Annotated in this window: 16 protein-coding genes; 4 read left to right on the top strand and 12 right to left on the bottom strand. The window is 73.5% G+C overall.

Annotation, left to right across the window (positions count from 1 at the left end; genetic code table 11):
• Positions 1–97: 97 nt before the first annotated feature.
• From AOK00_RS23525 to AOK00_RS23510, 4 genes are all read right to left on the bottom strand, one after another.
• Positions 98–1,507, bottom strand: a complete 1,410-nt coding sequence (locus AOK00_RS23525; RefSeq protein ID WP_055602280.1) for an SWIM zinc finger family protein — start codon at positions 1,505–1,507, stop codon at positions 98–100.
• A 104-nt stretch (positions 1,508–1,611) separates the two neighbouring features.
• Complete coding sequence (locus tag AOK00_RS23520) at positions 1,612–3,201, bottom strand: alkaline phosphatase D family protein (protein WP_055602279.1); 1,590 nt, start codon at positions 3,199–3,201, stop codon at positions 1,612–1,614.
• Positions 3,202–3,352: 151 nt separating this feature from the next.
• Complete coding sequence (locus tag AOK00_RS23515; RefSeq protein ID WP_173861622.1) at positions 3,353–4,885, bottom strand: PLP-dependent aminotransferase family protein; 1,533 nt, start codon at positions 4,883–4,885, stop codon at positions 3,353–3,355.
• Between the two features lie 107 nt (positions 4,886–4,992).
• Complete coding sequence (locus tag AOK00_RS23510; RefSeq protein WP_055602278.1) at positions 4,993–6,024, bottom strand: saccharopine dehydrogenase family protein; 1,032 nt, start codon at positions 6,022–6,024, stop codon at positions 4,993–4,995.
• A 133-nt stretch (positions 6,025–6,157) separates the two neighbouring features.
• Between AOK00_RS23510 and AOK00_RS23505 the strand changes: the two genes are divergently transcribed.
• On the top strand, positions 6,158–7,117 hold the full coding sequence (locus AOK00_RS23505; protein WP_055602285.1) for a helix-turn-helix domain-containing protein: 960 nt from the start codon (positions 6,158–6,160) through the stop codon (positions 7,115–7,117).
• Positions 7,118–7,234: 117 nt separating this feature from the next.
• Here AOK00_RS23505 and AOK00_RS23500 read toward each other — a convergent pair whose 3' ends face one another.
• The 4 genes from AOK00_RS23500 to AOK00_RS37410 all read right to left on the bottom strand — a co-directional run bounded on the left by AOK00_RS23500 (position 7,235) and on the right by AOK00_RS37410 (position 11,598).
• A complete protein-coding gene (locus tag AOK00_RS23500) occupies positions 7,235–8,245 on the bottom strand; it encodes a transporter (RefSeq protein WP_055602277.1) in 1,011 nt (336 codons plus the stop codon).
• Positions 8,242–9,138: an ABC transporter ATP-binding protein gene (locus AOK00_RS23495; RefSeq protein WP_055602276.1), complete on the bottom strand. Its 897-nt coding sequence runs from the start codon at positions 9,136–9,138 to the stop codon at positions 8,242–8,244. The genes AOK00_RS23500 and AOK00_RS23495 overlap by 4 nt, the downstream gene beginning before the upstream one ends.
• A complete protein-coding gene (locus AOK00_RS23490) occupies positions 9,135–9,539 on the bottom strand; it encodes a GntR family transcriptional regulator (protein WP_055602275.1) in 405 nt (134 codons plus the stop codon). Before AOK00_RS23490 ends, AOK00_RS23495 begins: the two co-directional genes overlap by 4 nt.
• 1,225 nt (positions 9,540–10,764) lie before the next feature.
• Entirely contained in the window at positions 10,765–11,598 is an 834-nt protein-coding gene (locus AOK00_RS37410) for an alpha/beta fold hydrolase (protein ID WP_079042151.1), read from the bottom strand.
• Positions 11,599–11,732: 134 nt separating this feature from the next.
• On the opposite strand from AOK00_RS37410, the gene AOK00_RS23480 reads away from it, so the two are divergent.
• Entirely contained in the window at positions 11,733–12,617 is an 885-nt protein-coding gene (locus AOK00_RS23480) for an RNA polymerase sigma-70 factor (protein WP_079042153.1), read from the top strand.
• 291 nt (positions 12,618–12,908) lie between these two features.
• Positions 12,909–13,649 carry a GntR family transcriptional regulator gene (locus AOK00_RS23475; RefSeq protein ID WP_055602273.1) on the top strand — a complete coding sequence of 247 codons (741 nt, stop codon included), beginning with the start codon at positions 12,909–12,911 and terminating at the stop codon, positions 13,647–13,649.
• Between the two features lie 91 nt (positions 13,650–13,740).
• On the opposite strand, the gene AOK00_RS23470 is transcribed toward AOK00_RS23475, so the two are convergent.
• Positions 13,741–14,898, bottom strand: coding sequence for an ROK family transcriptional regulator (locus tag AOK00_RS23470; protein WP_030316649.1), 1,158 nt, complete (start codon positions 14,896–14,898; stop codon positions 13,741–13,743).
• A 219-nt stretch (positions 14,899–15,117) separates the two neighbouring features.
• Between AOK00_RS23470 and AOK00_RS23465 the strand changes: the two genes are divergently transcribed.
• Positions 15,118–15,528 carry a hypothetical protein gene (locus AOK00_RS23465; RefSeq protein WP_055602272.1) on the top strand — a complete coding sequence of 137 codons (411 nt, stop codon included), beginning with the start codon at positions 15,118–15,120 and terminating at the stop codon, positions 15,526–15,528.
• A gap of 10 nt (positions 15,529–15,538) precedes the next feature.
• Here the strand turns inward: AOK00_RS23465 and AOK00_RS23460 are convergent, their stop codons facing one another.
• The 3 genes from AOK00_RS23460 to purB all read right to left on the bottom strand — a co-directional run bounded on the left by AOK00_RS23460 (position 15,539) and on the right by purB (position 18,084).
• Positions 15,539–16,069, bottom strand: a complete 531-nt coding sequence (locus AOK00_RS23460) for a hypothetical protein (protein ID WP_055602271.1) — start codon at positions 16,067–16,069, stop codon at positions 15,539–15,541.
• A 12-nt stretch (positions 16,070–16,081) separates the two neighbouring features.
• Positions 16,082–16,579, bottom strand: a complete 498-nt coding sequence (gene mug, locus AOK00_RS23455) for a G/U mismatch-specific DNA glycosylase (RefSeq protein WP_079042152.1) — start codon at positions 16,577–16,579, stop codon at positions 16,082–16,084.
• Positions 16,580–16,641: 62 nt separating this feature from the next.
• A complete protein-coding gene (gene purB / locus AOK00_RS23450; protein WP_055602269.1) occupies positions 16,642–18,084 on the bottom strand; it encodes an adenylosuccinate lyase in 1,443 nt (480 codons plus the stop codon).
• Between the last annotated feature and the right edge of the window lie 47 nt (positions 18,085–18,131).

Below are 18,131 nucleotides of genomic sequence, written 5' to 3'. Positions count from 1 at the left end.
CTCCTCACCTTGGTCATCATGCTGTCCATCACCCTGTTCACCAGGCTGTTCCCCACCTCGGTCCCCCCACCGTCCACCGTCGCCCCGGCGCTCCCCGTCATCGCGCCGCTCCGGCGACCGCCGTGCCGTCGTCCCCGGCACCGACCGGCTCGGGCCTCGCGCCCCGCCGGACCATCCGGACCGCGAGCGCGTGCTTGCACGGGCCCCGCCGGCCCCGGTAGTCGGCCCACCACTGGCAGGTGCAGCTCAGCACCCCGTCCGACTCCCGCACCCGGTAGCGCCGTTCGCCCGAGGCCACCGTCGCCAGAGGGCCCTCGACGGTCACCGCGCCCTCCGCGACCAGCCGACGGGCGCTCACCAGGCGCGGGTTGTGCCGCTCGGCGCGGTCCGCGTCGTACGGCAGCTCCCGGTGGAAGTACGCCGCGTCCGCCACGTCGTACCCCACGCGCCCGGCCGTGCCGAGCCGGGTCAGCGCCGCCCGCACCCGGTCGATCGTGAGCCCGGCCTGCGCCGCGAGATCGGCCGGGTCGATCCTCGGCTCCCAGGCGAGGAGGACCGCGACCAGCTCGGCGTCCTGTGCGGCCTCCTCCGTCGCGAGGGCCTCCAGGACCCCTCCCTCGCCGGAGAAGCCCCGCGCGGGGTCGGGCGAGAGGGTCAGCGTGAGCCGCATGCCCGGGAGCACCACCTCCCAGGCGCTCGCCGTGGCCAGGGTGCCGTCCGGCACCGGCCCGTACACCCGGAGCCCCGTCGCGTGCCGCAGCACCCGCTCCAGGGCGACGAGCCGGTCGGGCCCCGGCAGACACACCGCGCCCGCGCCGGGCCGGGTCGTCGGCCGCAGGGTCCGGCCGGACTGCGTGACCCACATCGGCCCGCGCCCACGGGCCTGGTTGCGCGGCAGGGACCGGAGGAAACGGACGGCCTCCGCCCCGCTCAGCTCGGCCCGCAGATCGAACCGGGCCGAGGCGACCTGCGCCTCGGCGAAGCCCCGCAGCCAGCGGTCCGGCAGCGGGACCTTCTTCTCCACGACGGCCCCCGCGAGCGTGGTCACCGCCATCTCCTCCGGACCGACCCGGAGGTGCAGCGGATCGTCCCCCGTCATCCGCGACAGCGCCTCACGCAGCGGGTTGTTGACGTCGACATTGGTCGTTCCGTGGCCCGTCTCCGTACCGCCGAGCCCCTCGTCGAGCACGTCCAGCCGCGCGTACACCCCGCCACAGCCGGAGAACGACTCGAACCGCAGCCGGTCCCCGTTCCCCGTCACCACCGGGTCGAGCGACCCCGGCCGTATCCGCTGGTGGTAGCGGGCCGCGGCCACGTCGGCGACCGCCAGCAGACCGCGGGCGGCGACCTGCGGCGAGGCCAGGAAACCGGCGAAGAAGCGGGGATGGGCCTCCGCCCCCCGGGGCGTCAGACCCCCCGCCGTCTCCAGACCGAGCAGCCGGCCGGAGCCTGTCGACTCCAGCGCGGAAGGGCGGACATAGGCGAGTGCCTGTACGGATCGCGTCATGGAAACGACGTTAGGACCCGGCACTGACAATCACCGGGGAGCCGCGGCCCGTCCGGCCGTCACGACCGGTGGGACCCGGCCCCCGCATCACTTCCGACCAGGCGTTACTGCCCGACGCGACCCGGTCGCAGCACCTTGCTGAACAGCACCGTCCCGCCCTCCGCCCGCAGACGGACCGTCAGTTCCCCGCTGTGGCCGTCGATGTCGACCTCGCCGAAGTACTGCGGGCTCTCCATCGGCGACAGGTTGGCCCGCTGGGGCGCCCGGACGAACACCCGCTCCGGGCCGAACGTCCCGTCCAGCGCGCTCGCCGGGAAGCCGCCCGCGGCCAGCGGACCGGACACGAACTCCCAGAACGGCGCGAAGTCCTGGAAGGCCGCCCGCTCCGGCGCGTAGTGCTGCGCCGAGGTGTGGTGCACGTCCGCCGTCAGCCACAGCGTGCCGGTGATCCGCCGGTGCTTGATGAACCGCAGCAGCTCCGCGATCTGCAGCTCACGGCCCAGCGGTGCGCCCGGGTCGCCCTGCGCGATCGCCTCGATGTTCGTGCCGTCCGGGACGACCAGGCCGAGCGGCATGTCCGCCGCGAGCACCTTCCACACCGCGGTGGAGGCGGCCAGCTCCCGCTTGAGCCAGGCGAGCTGCTCGGCGCCGAGGATGCCGGTGGTGTCGTCGGCCTGCCGCCCGGGGGAGTTGGCGTTCCGGAACGAGCGCATGTCCAGCACGAACACGTCGAGCAGCGGCCCGTACCGCACCACACGGTGCATCCGGCCCCCGCGACCGCCCCCGCGCGCGTGGAGGGTGGACACCGGCGTGTACTCGCCGAACGCGCGCAGGGCGCGCGAGGCGAGGACGTCCACGTCCTTCTCCGTGTAGCGCGCGTCGTCCAGGATCTGCCCCGGGTACCAGTTGTTGCGCACCTCGTGGTCGTCCCACTGCGTCACCGTGGGCACCTGGGCGTTGAACGCCCGGACGTTGTGGTCGAGGAGGTTGTAGCGGAAATTGCCCCGGTACTCGTCGAGGGTCTCCGCGACCTTCGACTTCTCGGGAGTCGTGACGTTCCGCCAGATCCGGCCGTCGGGCAGCGTCACGCTCGGCTGGAGCGGGCCGTCGGCGTAGATCGAGTCACCGCTGCACAGGAAGAAGTCCGGGTCGAGGCGGCGCATCTCCTCGTACGCGCGGAAGCCGCCGATGTCCGGGTTGATGCCCCAGCCCTGCCCGGCGATGTCTCCCGACCAGAGGAAGCGGACCCCGTCCCGACGCCGGTCGGGGGCGGTGCGGAAGGTGCCGGCGATCCGCTCGCCCGTCCGGCGCGGATCGTCCGGGTCGGCGAGCGTGACCCGGTAGTGGATCTGCTCGCCCGCGGGCAGCCCGCGCAGCGCGGTGGTGCCGGTGAAGTCCGTGCCGGCGCCGATCAGGGGCCCGTGGTGGTGGCGCACCCGACGGAACGGCTCGCTCGCCGAGGTCTCCACGAGCACGCGGGCCGGCCGGTCCGAGCGCACCCACACGAGACCCGAGGACGTGGTGACGTCGCCCGTCTGCACACCCCACTCGGCGCGGGGCCGGCCCGACAGCGCGAACGCCGGGGCGGCGAGACCGGCACCGCCGAGGGTGAGCGCCGCCGACGCGGCGAGCGAACCGCGCAGCACGCTGCGCCGGGCGGGGGAGGGGGAACTGCCGGGTACGGACTGGGACATGGAAGAGCCTCCGAGGGGCTGTCCGGGCGGGGGCGGTGCGTCGCCCCATGCCTAACGGCCGGGTGCGGCGCCCACACGAACCCCGCGTGAACACTCGCACGAGGGCCGCGGCGTGCCTCCGGCGCCGGGCGTGTGAACGGATCGCTCCACCTCACCCTCGGCCGACCGCCTCCGCCACCCTGCGGATCCCGGCCGTCACCACGGACGGCGCCAGGTGCGCGTAGCCGATCACGAGCCGTACCTCCCCGTCGCCGGGGCGCGCCGTGCCGTACTCCTCCAGGGGCCGCAGCGCCACACCCGCCGCCGCCGACCGTGCCAGGAACCGTTCCGGTGGCCCGTAACGCCCCGGCACGCGCGCGATGACATGCAGTCCGGCGGCGATGCCGCTCACACCGGTGCCCGGCAGGTGCTCGGCGAGCGCCGACAGGAGGGCGTCCCGCCGCTCCCGGTAGGCGCGTTGACAGCGACGCAACTGCCGGTCGTACGCGCCCCGCGTCACGAACTCGGCGAGTACCGCCTGGTCGAGCACGGGGTTGCCGAGGTCCATCGTGCGCTTGCGCTCGACGACCTCGGCGAGCAGCGCCCCGGGGACGAGCATCCAGCCGAGCCGCAGACCGGGCGCGAGCGACTTGCTGACCGAGCCGGCGTAGACGACCCGCTCCGGGTCGAGTCCCTGGAGCGCGCCGACGGGAGCCCGGTCGTACCGGAAGTCGCCGTCGTAGTCGTCCTCCAGGACGTAACCGTCCACCGCCCGCGCCCAGTCGAGCAGCGTGGCACGACGCTCCGCCGACCAGCTGATCCCGGACGGGAACTGGTGCGAGGGCGTCACCACCACCGCCCGTACCCCGGAGGCGGCGAGGGGCTCCGGCCGCAGCCCCTCCTCGTCGAGCGGAAGCCACACCGTGTCCAGACCGGTCGAGGCGAAGAGCCGCCCGTGCTCCGGGCTGCCCGGATCCTCGATGCCGACCGCGTCGAGCCCCCGCGCCCGCAGGACGAAGCCGAGCAGAGTGGACGCCTGTGCCACTCCCGAACACACCACGAGCCGCTCCGGATCGGCCACCACGCCCCGGCGCCGGGTCAGCATTCCCGCCAGGGCCTCCCGCAGTTCGGGCAGCCCGCGCGGGTCCGGATACCCGAGGGCGGGGTGCGGAAGGCGCGCGAGGACGGCCCGCTGGGCAGCGGACCAGGCGGCTCTCGGGAACAGGGACAGATCGGGCGTCCCGGGCCGGAAGTCCACCCGGACGGCGGGAGTACCCGCACCACGCGCGTGCGTGCCGGCTTCCGGACCGTTCACGAGGGCACCACGCGCGTGCGTGCCCGGGGCCGTACCGCGGGCGAGGATTCCGCCCGCATGCGTCCCCGCGCCCAGGTCCTCGGCTGCCCCACGCACGGGCGTGCCGCCGAGGCGGCCCCTCGCCGCGCCGCCCACCCACGTGCCCGCGCCCCGGTCGCTGCGCAGATAGCCCTCGGCGGTGAGCTGTTCGTACGCCTCCGTGACCAGGCCCCGAGACACGCCCAGGTCGGCCGCGAGCGCGCGGGTCGACGGCAGGCGGGTCCCGGCCGCGAGCCGGCCCGAGCGCACGGCCTCGCGCAGCGCCTCCTGGAGGGCCCGCCCCCGCCGCCGCGCCGGGGCGGCGGCGGCCGGCAGGAGCAGCTCCCAGGCCGCCTGTCCGTGGCTCCTCATATCCGTGTGGCCCTCCTCGCCCGTCCCGCGCGCCGGCGGTCCCGGCCCGGGCCCATGATGCCGCGCCCCGGGCGGACCGGGATCGGCTGGATCCGGCGGCGGACCCGTCACCCGTGCAGTTCGAAGGAGATGTGCGGGGCGAGCGCGCGGAGGAAGTCCGGAGCGTCGAAGATCTCGCCGGCCGAGGCGACGCCCGTCGTCCTGGTACGGCCGGTGAGGATGCGCCGGACGGCCTCCACGGCGAGCGGTGCGGTGACGGCGTAGATGTCCTGGCCGACGGCCACGGCCCGGCGTTCCGCGTCGCCCGAGCGGACGACGACGTCCACGAGGAAGGTCTGGTCGGAACGGCCGTGCTCGTCGACCGCGGCCGGTGCCGACGCGTCGGGCGCCGACAGGTCCTGGGCCGCGTCCACCGCCATGTACGTGCGCACCTCGGGCACCTTCAGATGGCTCGGCAGGGTGACCACATCGGCCATCGTGAACTCGCCGATGACGGGCCGGGGACCCATCGGGGCCGGGAAGGGCCACTCCTGGACCGTGAACTCGTCGTCGTGGTACTCCAGTCGCCCCTGGGTGAAGCGGACGTGGCGGCCGTCGCGCCGCTCCCGGGAGACCTTTCCGGCGGCGAGGGTGCCGGCGGTGGGGTGCCAGCTGCTCAGCCCGTACGCGATGTGGGCCTCGTCGGCCGACGTCCAGTCGCCCATGGCGGCGGTGGCGAGCAGATCGCCGAGGCCGCCGTAGAAGGCCATCGCGGGGACGATCACCGCTCCCGCCGCGCGGGCCCGGTCCGTGAACCGCTCGAACGTGTCGGCGTTGGCCTCGATCTCGGCCGCCACGTCCACGTACGGGATCCCGGCCCGCAGGGCCGCCTCGATCACGGGGGCGCCGGTCAGGGCGAAGGGCCCGGCGCAGTTGATCACGGCCGCCGCGCCTTCCAGCGCGCGGTCGAGCGACGCCGGGTCGTCGATCGACGCGGGTCGCGCGTCGAGCCCCGGACGGGACTCCGCGAGGGCCCGCAGCTTGTCGGCGTCGCGGCCGACGGCCACCGGGACGAACCCGCGGGCGAGCAGCTCCGCCACCACGAACCGCCCGGTGTGTCCGTAGGCGCCGAACACCGCGACCGTGAGCCCCGTTTCCATGACTTCTCCCTGCTCTCGTACGACTCGAACCGTTCTCGTGGGGCAATCCTGGCCCCGCCGGCCGTCGCACACGAGTGTCCGGAACGACATCGTGCGTACAATTACGGACGTGGAAACGCACCCGATGACGGACCTGAGCACCGTCGCGCTGGCCGTCACCGAGGGCATGCGTCAGTTCGAGCTGTCGGTGGCGTACGAGGTCTTCGGGCCGCCCCCGTCCGGAGTGACCGGCCCCTGGTACGACATCGCGCTCTGCGGACCCTCCACGGTCCGGATCGGCCGGTTCCGGCTGGAGCCCGACGGCGGCTACGACCGGCTGGCGCGCGCCGGCACGGTGATCGTTCCCGCCCTCGCCGAAACCGACGAGGCCCCGCCGGCCGAACTGGTCGACGCGGTGCGCGCGGCCCATGAGGCGGGCGCACGCGTGGCCTCCCTGTGCACGGGCGCGTTCGTGCTGGCCGCCGCGGGCCTGCTCGACGGCAGGCGCGCGACCACCCACTGGGCGCACACCGAGGAACTCGCCGCCCGCCACCCCCGGGTGGAGGTCGACCCGGACGTGCTCTACGTGGACGACGGCCGTGTCCTCACCTCCGCGGGCAAGGCCGCCGCGATGGACCTCTGCCTGCACCTGGTCCGCCTCGACCACGGCTCGGCCGTCGCCAACACGGTCGCCCGCAGCCTGGTCGTACCCCCGCACCGCGCGGGCGGCCAGGCCCAGTTCGTCACCACGCCCGTGCCCGCGCGCGACGACCACCCGCTCGGTGATCTGCTCCCCTGGGTGATGGAGCGGCTCGACCGGCCGCTGACCGTCGACGACCTGGCCCGCCGGGCGCGGATGAGCTCGCGCAACCTGGGCCGCCACTTCCGGTCGGTGACCGGTACGACCCCGCTGCAGTGGCTGCTGACCCAGCGGATCCGCCACGCCCAGGAGTTGCTGGAGTCCACCGACGAAAGCGTCGAGGGCATCGCGGCCGCCACCGGTATGGGCACCGCCACGACCCTGCGCCGGCACTTCAACCGCACGGTCGGCGTGCCTCCGGACACCTACCGCCGCACCTTCCGCGCCCGCACCGGCGCCGACCGTCTCCTGTGACGCCCTTCAGCGGCCAGGGGATCCCCGAGGGTGCGGGAGGACCGGTGTCGAGCCCGTGAGGGGCAGCCGGGGCCCGGCTGCCCCTCACGGGCACCCCCGTCGCGGGGCCGGCGTCCGTCAGGTCGCTCGGCGGCGGATCCACCAGGCGCAGAACCCGGCCAGGGCCAGGGCGAGGCCGAGATAGAGCCCGGTCTCGGCCCATTGCAGGACCCAGAAGTTCCCGGCGGGCTGGTACGTCACCTGCTGCTGGTAGCCCAGGGCGCCGAGGTCGGCGACGCAGCCGTCGACCTGCTGCAGGGTGGGCGGGCCCGACTCGGTGCGCAGGCAGTCGGCGAAGGACGACGGCACGGGGGCCGGCTGACCGGACGCGTTCAGCGTCTGCTGGGAGGTGACCCAGGACCCGGGCACTTCTTCGAGGTGCGCGATGATGTGCCTGGCGCCGTCCTGGATGCTGATGGGGGCGCCGCCGGGCTCGATCGGCAGGACGGTGCGGTCCGCGGCCGCCAGGTGGGACCGGATCCAGATCGGTACGACGATCTGGACGGCGGCGTACAGGGCGAACGTGGTGGCCATCGCGGGCAGGGTGCGGCGGATGACCAGGCCGAGGGCGACGCCCAGCACGAAGGCGAAGGCGGCATGGGCCACGGGGACGACACCCCGTGCGGCGAAGGCCACGGGGTCGAGCCGCGGGAAGTACGTGTCCGTCGCGCCGCCGCCGTTGACAGCCCGGTCGAGGGGGCTGCTCCACCAGCTCACCGCGAGGCTGGTCAGTCCCGCGGCGGTCATGGCGGCCGCCGCACCGAGTCCCAGCTTGGCCGCCAGCCAGCGCGTGCGGGTGACGCCCTGGTTCCACGCGAGGTAGTGGGTACCGGTCTCCAGCTCACGGGCTATCAGCGGCGCGCCCCAGAACATCCCGACGACGGCCGGCACGGCGAGTACGACCAGCAGGCCGACGTAGTAGAGGGACTGGTCCGAACTGGAGACCTGGTCCACCAGGCTGCTGCCCGCCGTGCGGTAGAGGTCGGACAAGTTCGGGCCGGTGACCGCGAGGGTGACGGCGAGGGCGGCCACCACGGCGAACACCACGGCGGCCTGGGTACGGAACTGGCGCCAGGTCAGCCAGATCATCGGAGCACCTCCAGTGCGGGCCGAGTGTCACGTACCGCGTCGGCGGGCCGGGTCATGTAGGCCAGGACGATGTCTTCCAGACCGAGCGGGCTGACGGTCCAGGACGGATCGTGGACCGCGGTGTCGGTGCGCACCAGGAGAGTGGTCTGCCGGTCGGTGTGGCTGGCGGTGATGACGTGCTGACCGCCCGGGAGCGTGTCCGGGTCCCGGCGCGGTCCGGTGAGCCGGTGGTGGCAGGCGACGAGGTCGTCGATGTCGCCGGCCACCTGCACCCGGGAGTCGACCAGGACGATGACGTAGTCGCAGGTCCGCTCCACGTCGGAGACCAGGTGGGAGGAGAGCACGACGCTCAGCTCGTGCTCGGCGACGGCCTCCATGAGGTCCTGCATGAACTCCCGTCGGGCGAGCGGGTCCAGTGCCGCGACCGGCTCGTCCAGGATGAGCAGCTCCGGGCGTTTGGCGATGCCCAGGGTGAGGGCGAGTTGCGCGCGCTGGCCGCCGGACAGCTTCCCGGCCCGCTGCTCGGGGTCCAGACCGAGGCGACGGATCCGCTCGCGCGCCACGGCTTCGTCCCAGTTCGGGTTGAGGCGCTTGCCGAGGTCGAGGTGGTCGGCGACGCTCAGCGCGGCGTAGACCGGGGTGTCCTGGGCGACGAAGCCGACCTTGGCCAGCTGCTCCACACCCGCGGCGGGGCGGCCGCCGCACACCTCGATGGTGCCGGCCGACGGGGTCAGCATGCCGGAGGCCAACTTCAACAAGGTCGACTTTCCGGCGCCGTTGGGGCCGACCAGGCCCACCACCCGGCCGGCGGGGACGTCCAGGTCGCAGTTCTGCAGCGCCCAGCGCTGCTTGTACCTCTTGCCCAGGCCCTGGGCTCGCAAGACGGCGCTCACGCCACGTCCTCTCCGGCCACGTTGCGAAACGTGTTCATGAACAACGCCTCGATGCTCTCGTCGTCGAGCCCGGCCAGCCGGGCCTTGGTCAGCCAGCGCTGCAGGTCCTTCTGGAGAGGCCCGTGTGCGGCGAGCGAGGCGTCGGCCAGGGTGCGGGTCACGAACGTGCCCACGCCGGGGCGGGCGGCCACCAGTCCGTCGTGCTCCAGCTCCCGGTACGCCTTGAGCACCGTGTTCGGGTTGACCGCCATCTGCCTCGCCACGTCCTTGACCGTCGGCAGTCGGTCTCCCTCCTTCAGCAGCCCCAGGCGCAGTGCGTGCCGGACCTGCTGGACCAGCTGCTGGTACGGGGACAAGCCGGACCGGCTGTTCAGGTGGAACTCAATCACCGGTTCCTCCATTTATCTAGTTGCCTAGCACTATAGACCTCTAGGTCGGTCATGAGGCAAGAGCTCACGCGGACGCCGGGCCGTCGGCTGAGGAAAGCGAACCCGCGCGATCGCCCGGCCGGTGCATGCGAACCCGCACGCCGGCGCACGCCGGCCCGCACGCCGGCCCGCACGCCGGCCCGCACGGGCGGCCCGGACGGCGGCCCGGACGGCGGCCCGCACGGCGGCCCCGGACAGCGGCGCACACGACGGCACCGGCCGGAAGTGGTCCCCGATGGCGGGACGGAAGTGGACCTCCACCAGGGCCGCGCGCCTTCCTAGCGTCAGAGGCATGAACGCGAACGCCCTCCGCGGGGTCCTCCTCGTGACCCTCGCCTACGCCCTCGTCGGCGCCTCCTTCACCGCGAACAGCCTCCTCGGCGACTATCCGTACGCGGGCGGCCAGGCCCTGCGCTACGGCGCCGCCTGTCTGCTCCTGCTTCCCCTGCTCGGCCGTGGCGGGCTCGCCCCGCTGCGGATCCTGACCGCCCGTCACTGGCTGCGGCTCGCCGCCCTCGCGGGCGTCGGCATGGTCGGCTTCAACCTGGCGGTCCTCGCCGCGGAGCGGACCGCCGAGCCGGCCGTGCCCGGCGTTCTCGTCGGCTGCGCCCCCGTCGTCGTCGCCGTCCTCGTCCCGCTGACCGAGGGCCGCAGGCCCGCCCCCGCCGTGCTGTACGGGGCTCTGCTCGTCGCCGCCGGTGCCTTCACCGTGCAGGGCTGGGGGCGTACGGACCTGGCCGGAATCGGCTGGTCGGTGGCCGCGCTCGCGGGCGAGGTCGGCTTCACGGTGCTGGCCGTCCCCGTCCTCCGGCTGCTCGGGCCCAAGCTGCTCACGGCAGTCGTGTGCGGGGTCGGCGCGGCCGAGGCGGCGCTCGTGGGCCTCGTCGTGGACGGGGCCGGTCTCGTCCGGATGCCGACGGCGGTGGAGGCGGGCGCCCTGGTCTGGCAGGCGGCGCTCGCCACCGTGGTCGGGTTCGTCCTGTTCTACATGGGTGTCCAGCGGGTCGGCATGGAACGGGCCACCCTCTTCACCGGCGCGATCCCGGTCGCAGCCGCCCTGAGCGCCGCCCTGGTCGCGGGCGCCGCCTTCGGCCTTCCGCAGGCGGTCGGCAGCCTGCTGGTGGGGGCCGGCGCCGCCGTGGGCACCGGCCTCTTCGCGCGAAGGACCGCAAGCGAGCGGCCGGCCCGGGAGGCGGCCTCAGGCGCCGCTGCCGTCCAGGATCACGCGCGCGACGAGAGCCGGGTCGTCGTTCATGGGCACATGACCGCAGCCGGGCAGCCGGACGAGCCGGGCGCCGGGGATGGTGTGCTTGGCGCGGACGCCCTGCCGGGGAAGGAGCAGCCGGTCGCGGGCACCCCAGGCCACCGTGACGGGTACGTCGGCGACGTCGTCGCGGAAACGCACGCTCCCGCCGGCGGCCAGGGTCCGGTGGAACCCGGTCGCCCCGCGCAGCGCGAGCGTTTCGGCGTAGGCGGCCGCGGGTGAACGGCGCCCCGGGCGTGCGTAGATCGTGCTGGTGAGCACGGTGCGCCCGGCGGACGTCCGGGAGAGGCGGTCGATCACCGGAACGGGCAGCGACCTCGCCGCTCCGCGCATCGCCCGCAGCGTCACGAAGGCGTACCGCCGTTCGCCCTCCGACCAGAACCCGGCGGGGGAGAGGGCGGTGACCGAGCGCACCAGCCTCTCCCGGCCAAGCTCCAGGGCGAGCAGTCCGCCGAGCGAGTTCCCCGCCACATGGGGGCGCTCGACGCCGACGGCCTCGCAGAACGCGCCGAGCACGCTCCCGACGGTGGACAGGTCGTACGGGCAGCCCTCGGGCAGCTGGTCCGAGTCGCCGAAACCGGGCAGGTCGACGGCGATCACGTCCCGCTCCGCGGCCAGGATGTCCAGCACCGGCTCCCAGGCCTGCCAGTGGTGCCCGATGCCGTGCAGGAGCAGCAGCGGTTCGCCCGCGCCCCGGCGTTCGTACGTGAGGGACGCCGTGCGGGGGCCCGCCGGGGTCTCGATCGTGAACGCGATCCGTTCGGGCATGCGAACTCCCTGTCCTGAAGCTTCTTGGACGTCCCGTCAGTGAGAATTACCGATCGGTAGCCTGGAGTTCAAGACCCCGTCCCAAACTGGACAGGGCGACCGCGGTGGGCTGGGATGGACGGGTGCCCACCGATATTCCGACCGACACCCTGACCGAGCACTTCGAGGAGCACCGTCCGATGCTCCTCGGCGTCGCCTACCGGATGCTCGGCCGCGCCGCCGACGCCGAGGACGTCGTCCAGGATGCCTGGCTGCGCTGGACCGCGGAGGACCGGGCCGAGGTCCGCGAGCCCCGGGCCTTTCTCGTACGGATCACGACGAGGCTCTCCATCGACCGGCTCCGGCAGGCCCAGGCGCGCCGCGAGTCCTACGTCGGCCCCTGGCTGCCCGAGCCCGTCGTCACCGACTTCGGACCGACCGCGCCCGACACCGCCGAGCGCGCACTCCTCGCCGACTCCGTCTCGCTCGCCGTCCTCGTCGTCCTCGAATCCCTGTCCCCGCTGGAGCGGGCCGTGTTCGTGCTGCGCGAGGCCTTCGGCTTCCCGTACGCCGAGATCGCCACCACCCTGGACCGCTCCGAGGCGGCCGTGCGCCAGCTCGCGGGGCGCGCCCGGCGCCATGTCGACGAGGGCAAGCCGCGCTACGACGTCGACCCGGCCGAGCGCAGGGACCTCACCGAGCGTTTCCTCACCGCGGCGGCGGGCGGCGACCTCGGTGATCTCCTCGCCCTGCTCGCCCCCGACGTACGGCTCGTCGGCGACAGCGGCGGCAAGTCCAAGGCCCCGCTGCGGATCATCGAGAGCGCCGACAAGGTCGGCCGCTTCCTGCACGCCACGGCCCAGGGCGCGGACGAGATCTTCGAGTTCCGCTTCCTCGAACTCAACGGCGCCCCCGCCCTGCTCACTCTCGTGGACGGCAAGCCGGACGCCGTCTTCCAGATCGAGGTGCTCGACGGGCGCGTCCAGTGCGTCTACCTCATCCGCAACCCCGACAAGCTCCGGGCGCTCGCCGGTCTCTGACGCGCCCGGGGCGCGCCCCGCGCGACGAAACGGCCCGATCACGCCGATCGGCCGGAACTTCACCCCGTCTCCCACCAGGGAGACGGGGTGTTTTGCTGCGCGGGGCACACGGGGGCGCGAACGTCCTGTGAACGATCTAGGTCAGAGGGTCACATTCGGGGGCGTTCGACAGAGGATTGGTCTTGACCAAGGGGTGGGCTCGCCTTATGGTCGCAGAGTTAGTGCAGGAACCTTTAATAAACAAGGGCGCGGAAAAACGCCGCGGGACACGGCGAATTGCGGAGGATCAGGGTGGGGACCACGCAGCTGGCATCGGTACCGGAACCGAAGTACCAGCACCTCAAGACAGTCATCGGCGAAGCACTCGACTCGGACTTCGCGGTCGGGGAGATCCTCCCCAACGAGCGCGATCTCGCGGCACGCTTCGGCGTCGCCCGTGCCACGCTCCGCCAAGCCCTGGAGCAGCTGGAGCTCGAAGGCCGACTGCAGCGCCGTCGCGGCGTCGGCACCACCGTCGCCCCGCCGCGCGTCGGCGTCGACGTCTCGACCACCCAGCACACCTGGCCGGGCGTCGGTGACGATGCCTGGCAGTCCCTCGACTCCGCCGCCGACGTGGCCCCGGCCGCCGTCGCGCGCGTCCTGGAGAGCGGCGCCGACGAGCAGGTGCACATCGTCCGCCGCATCCGCGTCAGCCAGGGCCAGCCCGTCGCCGCCGAGCTGCTCTACGTGCCCGCCGGCTCCGTCCCGGGCCTCAGCGCCATCGACGCGCCCGCCGGACCCGCCCGCGCCCGTGCGGTGCTCCGCGAGCTCCAGCACCTCGCCCTCGACGGCCAGGACCGCTCCGTGGAACTCGGCTCCGCGCGCGCCGACGACGCCAAGGAGCTCGACCGGCTGCCGGGCGCGCCCGTGCTCGTCGTGACGACCCGCTACCTCTCCGGAGGGCGTACCGCCGCCGTCTCCGTGGCCACCTACCGCGCCGACACCTGCCGCCTCACCTTCGGCGACTCGGTCGACCTGGTCATGGCCTCGTAGCGCCCCTCCCGCGGACACTGAACACCGGCCGACGGCCCGTCGCGAGGATTCTCCCAGGCCCTGTCGTCCAACTCCCGTCCGACGACAGGGCCTAGCGGCGTGCCGTCACCGTGCCGTCGACCGCGAACAGCTGCTCCTCGACGTGGTCGAGGGCGAGCCGCAGCGCACCCGTCCCCACCGCGGCCTCGCCGAGCAGCGACAGCACCACCCGCGGCGGCCGCAGACAGAACCGGGCCAGCTCCTCCCGGAGCGGCTGGAGCACGCCGTCCAGGCCGGCCGCCCAGCCGCCGACGACCACCAGCTCGGGGTCGATCGCCAGGACCAGCGCCGCCACGTCGTGCACGAGCCGCTGGATGAACCGCTCCACCGCCGCCTCCGCGCGCGCGTCGCCCTTGCGGGCCAGCGCGAACACCTCGGCGACCGCCTGCTCGTCGAGCGGGTGCAGCGGCTCGTCCGTCGTCGACAGCAGATGCTCGGGTGTGACACCCCGGCCGAGCAGGTGCAGGGCGCCGATCTCCCCGGCCGCCCCGCCGAAACCGCGGTGCAGCCGGCCACCGATCAGCGAACCGGCGCCCGGGCTCAGCCCGGCGAGAACGAAGACGATGTCGTCGGAGTCGGTCGCGGCACCCTTCCAGTGCTCGGCGACGGCCGCCGCGTTCGCGTCGTTCTCCACGATGACCGGGCACTTGAAGGAGCGCCGCAGCCGCTCGCCGAGCGCCAGACCCGTCCAGCCCGGCAGGGCCGTACCGAGGCGGACGGTGCCGTCGGCCTCCACGATGCCGGGGGTGCCGACGCCGACGGCCCGCAGATTGGACCGGGCGACCCCGGCCCTGCGCAGCACGTCGGCCACGACCGTACGGACCCGGTCGAGGCGCTCGTCCTCGGGGGCCGTCTCCGACACCTCGCGCGAACCGGCGCCGATGATCCGCCCGTCCAGACCGGAGAGCAGCGCGGCCACCCGGTGCGGGCCGATCTCGATGCCGAGCAGATGACCGGCCTCGGCGCGGAAGCGGAACCTCCGCGCGGGACGCCCCTGTCGCCGGGCCTCGCCCTCCTCGGGCGCCGCCTCGACGACGAGGCCGCCCTCCATGAGTCCCTCGACGACCCCTTCGACCGTGGGCCGCGAAAGGCCCGTGATCCGGGTCAGATCCGTGAGCGTCGGAGCTTCGGCGCCGCGCAGCGCATGGAGTACCACCGCGGAGTTGATCCGCCGCAGCAGAGACGGATCCCCGCCGGTCAGCCGCCCCACAGTGTGTCCTCCCAGCTCGTGCACCTCTTCGGCGGATGGTACTCAATGGGCCCGGTCGCGGCGAGTGCCGCCCCCATGACGCTTTGGATCCGCCCGCGGCCCGGTACGGGCCCGGCGCCGGCTCCCGGCCGGCTCCACGACGGCCGCGGGCCCGGCCCGCAGTCCGCCGCGGTTCCTGACGCGGCGCCAACTGTCAGTGGTGGGGGCTTTACTGGAGCCATGACCACGGCAGACCACCTGGCGGCGATCGACTTACTCAGGGCCCGGGGATTCGACGACGGCACGGACCACCACCTGGCGGAGCTCGCGACCAGCGAGGACTTCTGGGAGGACGACGGCACGCGCCGCCCGATCGTCGAGGACCAGTACGAAGCGGAACGGGACGGGCTGGGCGCCCTGCTCACCGCGCGCTGGGGCGAGCCCCGAAAGCTCGACCTCGGGCCCGTCCTGGAGCGGAGCATGGAGGGCGAGTCGATACCCGAGCCCTGGTCCACGCTCAGCTGCCACACCCCGAACCTGCGTCTGTGGCGGGCCGACGGACGGTGGATCGGACTGGGCGTCTCCCAGTGGGACAAGGAACTGCCGTTCCAGCTGCTCGCCGTGCTCACGACGGTCGACCCGCCGGTGTGACGCCCGGGGCTCAGGCGTACTGGACGGCCGAGTCGACGAAGTTCCGGAAGCTGCCCCGCGCGTCGCGGCCCCCGAGCGAGCTGCCGCCGGTGCCGACCGCGAAGGGGAACGGGTCGACGTTGTAGCGCTTGTTCCGGAGCTGGGTGAAACCCATGATCACCGGGTGCTGGTGCGCGACGTCCCGCGCTCCCGCCCGGGACCGGTAGAAGGTCCAGGAGAGCCCCGGAGCCCGCGCGATGATCGTGTCGCCGAGGTGGAGCCCCAGGTCGTACGCGACCGCGATCCACAGCGGTCGCGGCCGTGTGGCCCCGTCCGCCTCCGGCTCGACCTCGGCGAGGTACCAGCCCTCCAGCGCGTCGAGCGCCTCGTCGTCCGTGCCGAGCCGCAGCCCGTTCGCCCCGACCAGGGCGGCGAGCACCGCCAGCCGTTCGTCCTTGGTCGCCATCCGGTGGTCGTACTCCCGGCGCGCGGCCAACGGGGCCATGTCCTCCATCGGCCCGTCCTCCAGCGGCTGGAACGGCCGGTAGTCACCCCACTCCACGGGCGGTCCTCCTCACACCTCGGGCCCCTCGGCGGCCTCCCGGAGACGGGCGTACTCCGCGGCCATCGTCGCCGCCGTCCAGTGCGCGTTGAGACCGCTCGGGTTGGGCAGCGCCCAGATCCGGGTGGATCCGATCATGCGCTCCTGGGGCCCGATGGCGGCCCTCGGCTCGCCGAAGGCCGTGCGGTACGCGGTGACACCGACCACCGCGAGCCAGCGGGGCGCGAGCCGCTCCACCTTCCCGGACAGGACCCGTCCGCCCTCCCGGTACTCCTCGCGGGTCAGCTCGTCGGCCCGCGCGGTCGCCCGTGGCACGACGTTGGTGATCCCGAGGCCGTACGTCAGGAGCTCCTCCTGCTCGTCGGGCCGCAGCTGTCTCGGGGTGAACCCGGACAGGTGGAGTACCGGCCAGAACCGGTTGCCGGGACGGGCGAAGTGGTGGCCCGTCGCCGCTGTCATGAGACCCGGGTTGATCCCGCAGAACAACACCGAGAGGCCGCCCGCCACCACGTCGGGAACGACGCGGTCGCGGGCGGCCTCCAGCTGCTCCACGGTGAACCGGGGGCTCCCGGTCAGAGGATCGCTCCAGGGGCGTAGGCGGCGGCCTCCGGGTGCTGCTTGAGGATCTCCTCGATACGGGAGACCACGGAAGCGACCTGGTCGGCGGCGGCGCCGGTGAAGGACAGCTTGTCCGCCATCAGCTCGTCGAGCTGCGCCCGGTCCAGCGGGATGCGCTCGTCCGCGGCCAGCTTGTCGAGGAGCTCGTTGCGCTCGGCGCCCTGCTCGCGCATGGCGAGGGCGGAGGCGACGGCGTTCTCCTTGATGGCCTCGTGGGCGACCTCGCGGCCGACGCCGGCGCGCACCGCGCCCATGAGGACCTTGGTGGTCGCCAGGAAGGGCAGGTAGCGGTCGAGCTCACGGGCGACGACGGCCGGGAAGGCGCCGAACTCGTCGAGCACGGTGAGGAAGGTCTCCAGAAGACCGTCGAGCGCGAAGAACGCGTCGGGCAGCGCGACCCGGCGGACCACCGAGCAGGAGACGTCGCCCTCGTTCCACTGGTCGCCCGCCAGCTCGCCGGTCATCGAGGCGTATCCGCGCAGGATGACCATCAGACCGTTGACGCGCTCGCAGGAGCGGGTGTTCATCTTGTGCGGCATCGCCGAGGAGCCGACCTGGCCGGGCTTGAAGCCCTCGGTGACCAGCTCGTGGCCGGCCATCAGGCGGATCGTCTTGGCGATCGACGACGGGGCGGCGGCGAGCTGCACCAGCGAGGTGACCACGTCGTAGTCGAGCGAGCGCGGGTAGACCTGGCCGACGGAGGTGAAGGCGTTGGCGAAGCCGAGGTGACCGGCGATCCGCTGCTCCAGGTCGGCCAGCTTGCCGGCGTCGCCGCCGAGCAGGTCCAGCATGTCCTGGGCGGTGCCGACCGGGCCCTTGATGCCGCGCAGCGGGTAGCGGCCGAGCAGCTCCTCCAGGCGGGTGTACGCCACGAGCAGCTCGTCCGCCGCCGTCGCGAACCGCTTGCCGAGGGTGGTCGCCTGGGCGGCGACGTTGTGCGAGCGGCCGGCCATGACCAGCTCCGCGTACTCGGCGGAGAGCTTGCCGAGACGGCCGAGGACGGCGACCGTACGGTCGCGCATCAGCTCCAGGGAGAGCCGGATCTGCAGCTGCTCGACGTTCTCGGTGAGGTCGCGCGAGGTCATGCCCTTGTGGACGTGCTCGTGGCCGGCGAGGGCGTTGAACTCCTCGATCCGGGCCTTCACGTCGTGCCGGGTGACCTTCTCGCGCTCGGCGATGGAACCGAGGTCGACCTGGTCGAGCACGCGCTCGTAGTCGGCGAGGGCGGCGTCCGGAACCTCGATCCCGAGGTCCTTCTGCGCACGCAGCACGGCGAGCCAGAGCTGACGCTCCAGCTTCACCTTCTGCTCGGGGGACCAGAGGACGGCGAGCTCCGCGGAGGCGTAGCGGCCGGCCAGAACGTTGGGGATGCGGGGCTTCGCAGTCACAGCAGTCACGTGGACAGAGTTTACTGGCGATTTCTGCAGGCCAGCGCCAGGGTCCG

It is taken from the genome of Streptomyces aureus, assembly GCF_001418135.1.
Taxonomy (GTDB): Bacteria; Actinomycetota; Actinomycetes; order Streptomycetales; family Streptomycetaceae; genus Streptomyces; species Streptomyces aureus_A.
This window is presented reverse-complemented; position numbering and strand designations above follow the sequence as displayed.

Excerpts from the sequence above, each read along its gene's own strand:
- AOK00_RS23520 (WP_055602279.1), bottom strand. The coding sequence starts at position 3,201 with ATGTCCCAGTCCGTACCCGGCAGTTCCCCCTCCCCCGCCCGGCGCAGC.
- AOK00_RS23515 (WP_173861622.1), bottom strand. The coding sequence starts at position 4,885 with ATGAGGAGCCACGGACAGGCGGCCTGGGAGCTGCTCCTGCCGGCCGCC.
- AOK00_RS37410 (WP_079042151.1), bottom strand. The coding sequence starts at position 11,598 with ATGCCCGAACGGATCGCGTTCACGATCGAGACCCCGGCGGGCCCCCGC.
- AOK00_RS23500 (WP_055602277.1), bottom strand. The coding sequence starts at position 8,245 with ATGATCTGGCTGACCTGGCGCCAGTTCCGTACCCAGGCCGCCGTGGTG.
- AOK00_RS23465 (WP_055602272.1), top strand. The coding sequence starts at position 15,118 with ATGACCACGGCAGACCACCTGGCGGCGATCGACTTACTCAGGGCCCGG.
- AOK00_RS23525 (WP_055602280.1), bottom strand. The coding sequence starts at position 1,507 with ATGACGCGATCCGTACAGGCACTCGCCTATGTCCGCCCTTCCGCGCTG.
- AOK00_RS23490 (WP_055602275.1), bottom strand. The coding sequence starts at position 9,539 with ATGGAGGAACCGGTGATTGAGTTCCACCTGAACAGCCGGTCCGGCTTG.
- AOK00_RS23510 (WP_055602278.1), bottom strand. The coding sequence starts at position 6,024 with ATGGAAACGGGGCTCACGGTCGCGGTGTTCGGCGCCTACGGACACACC.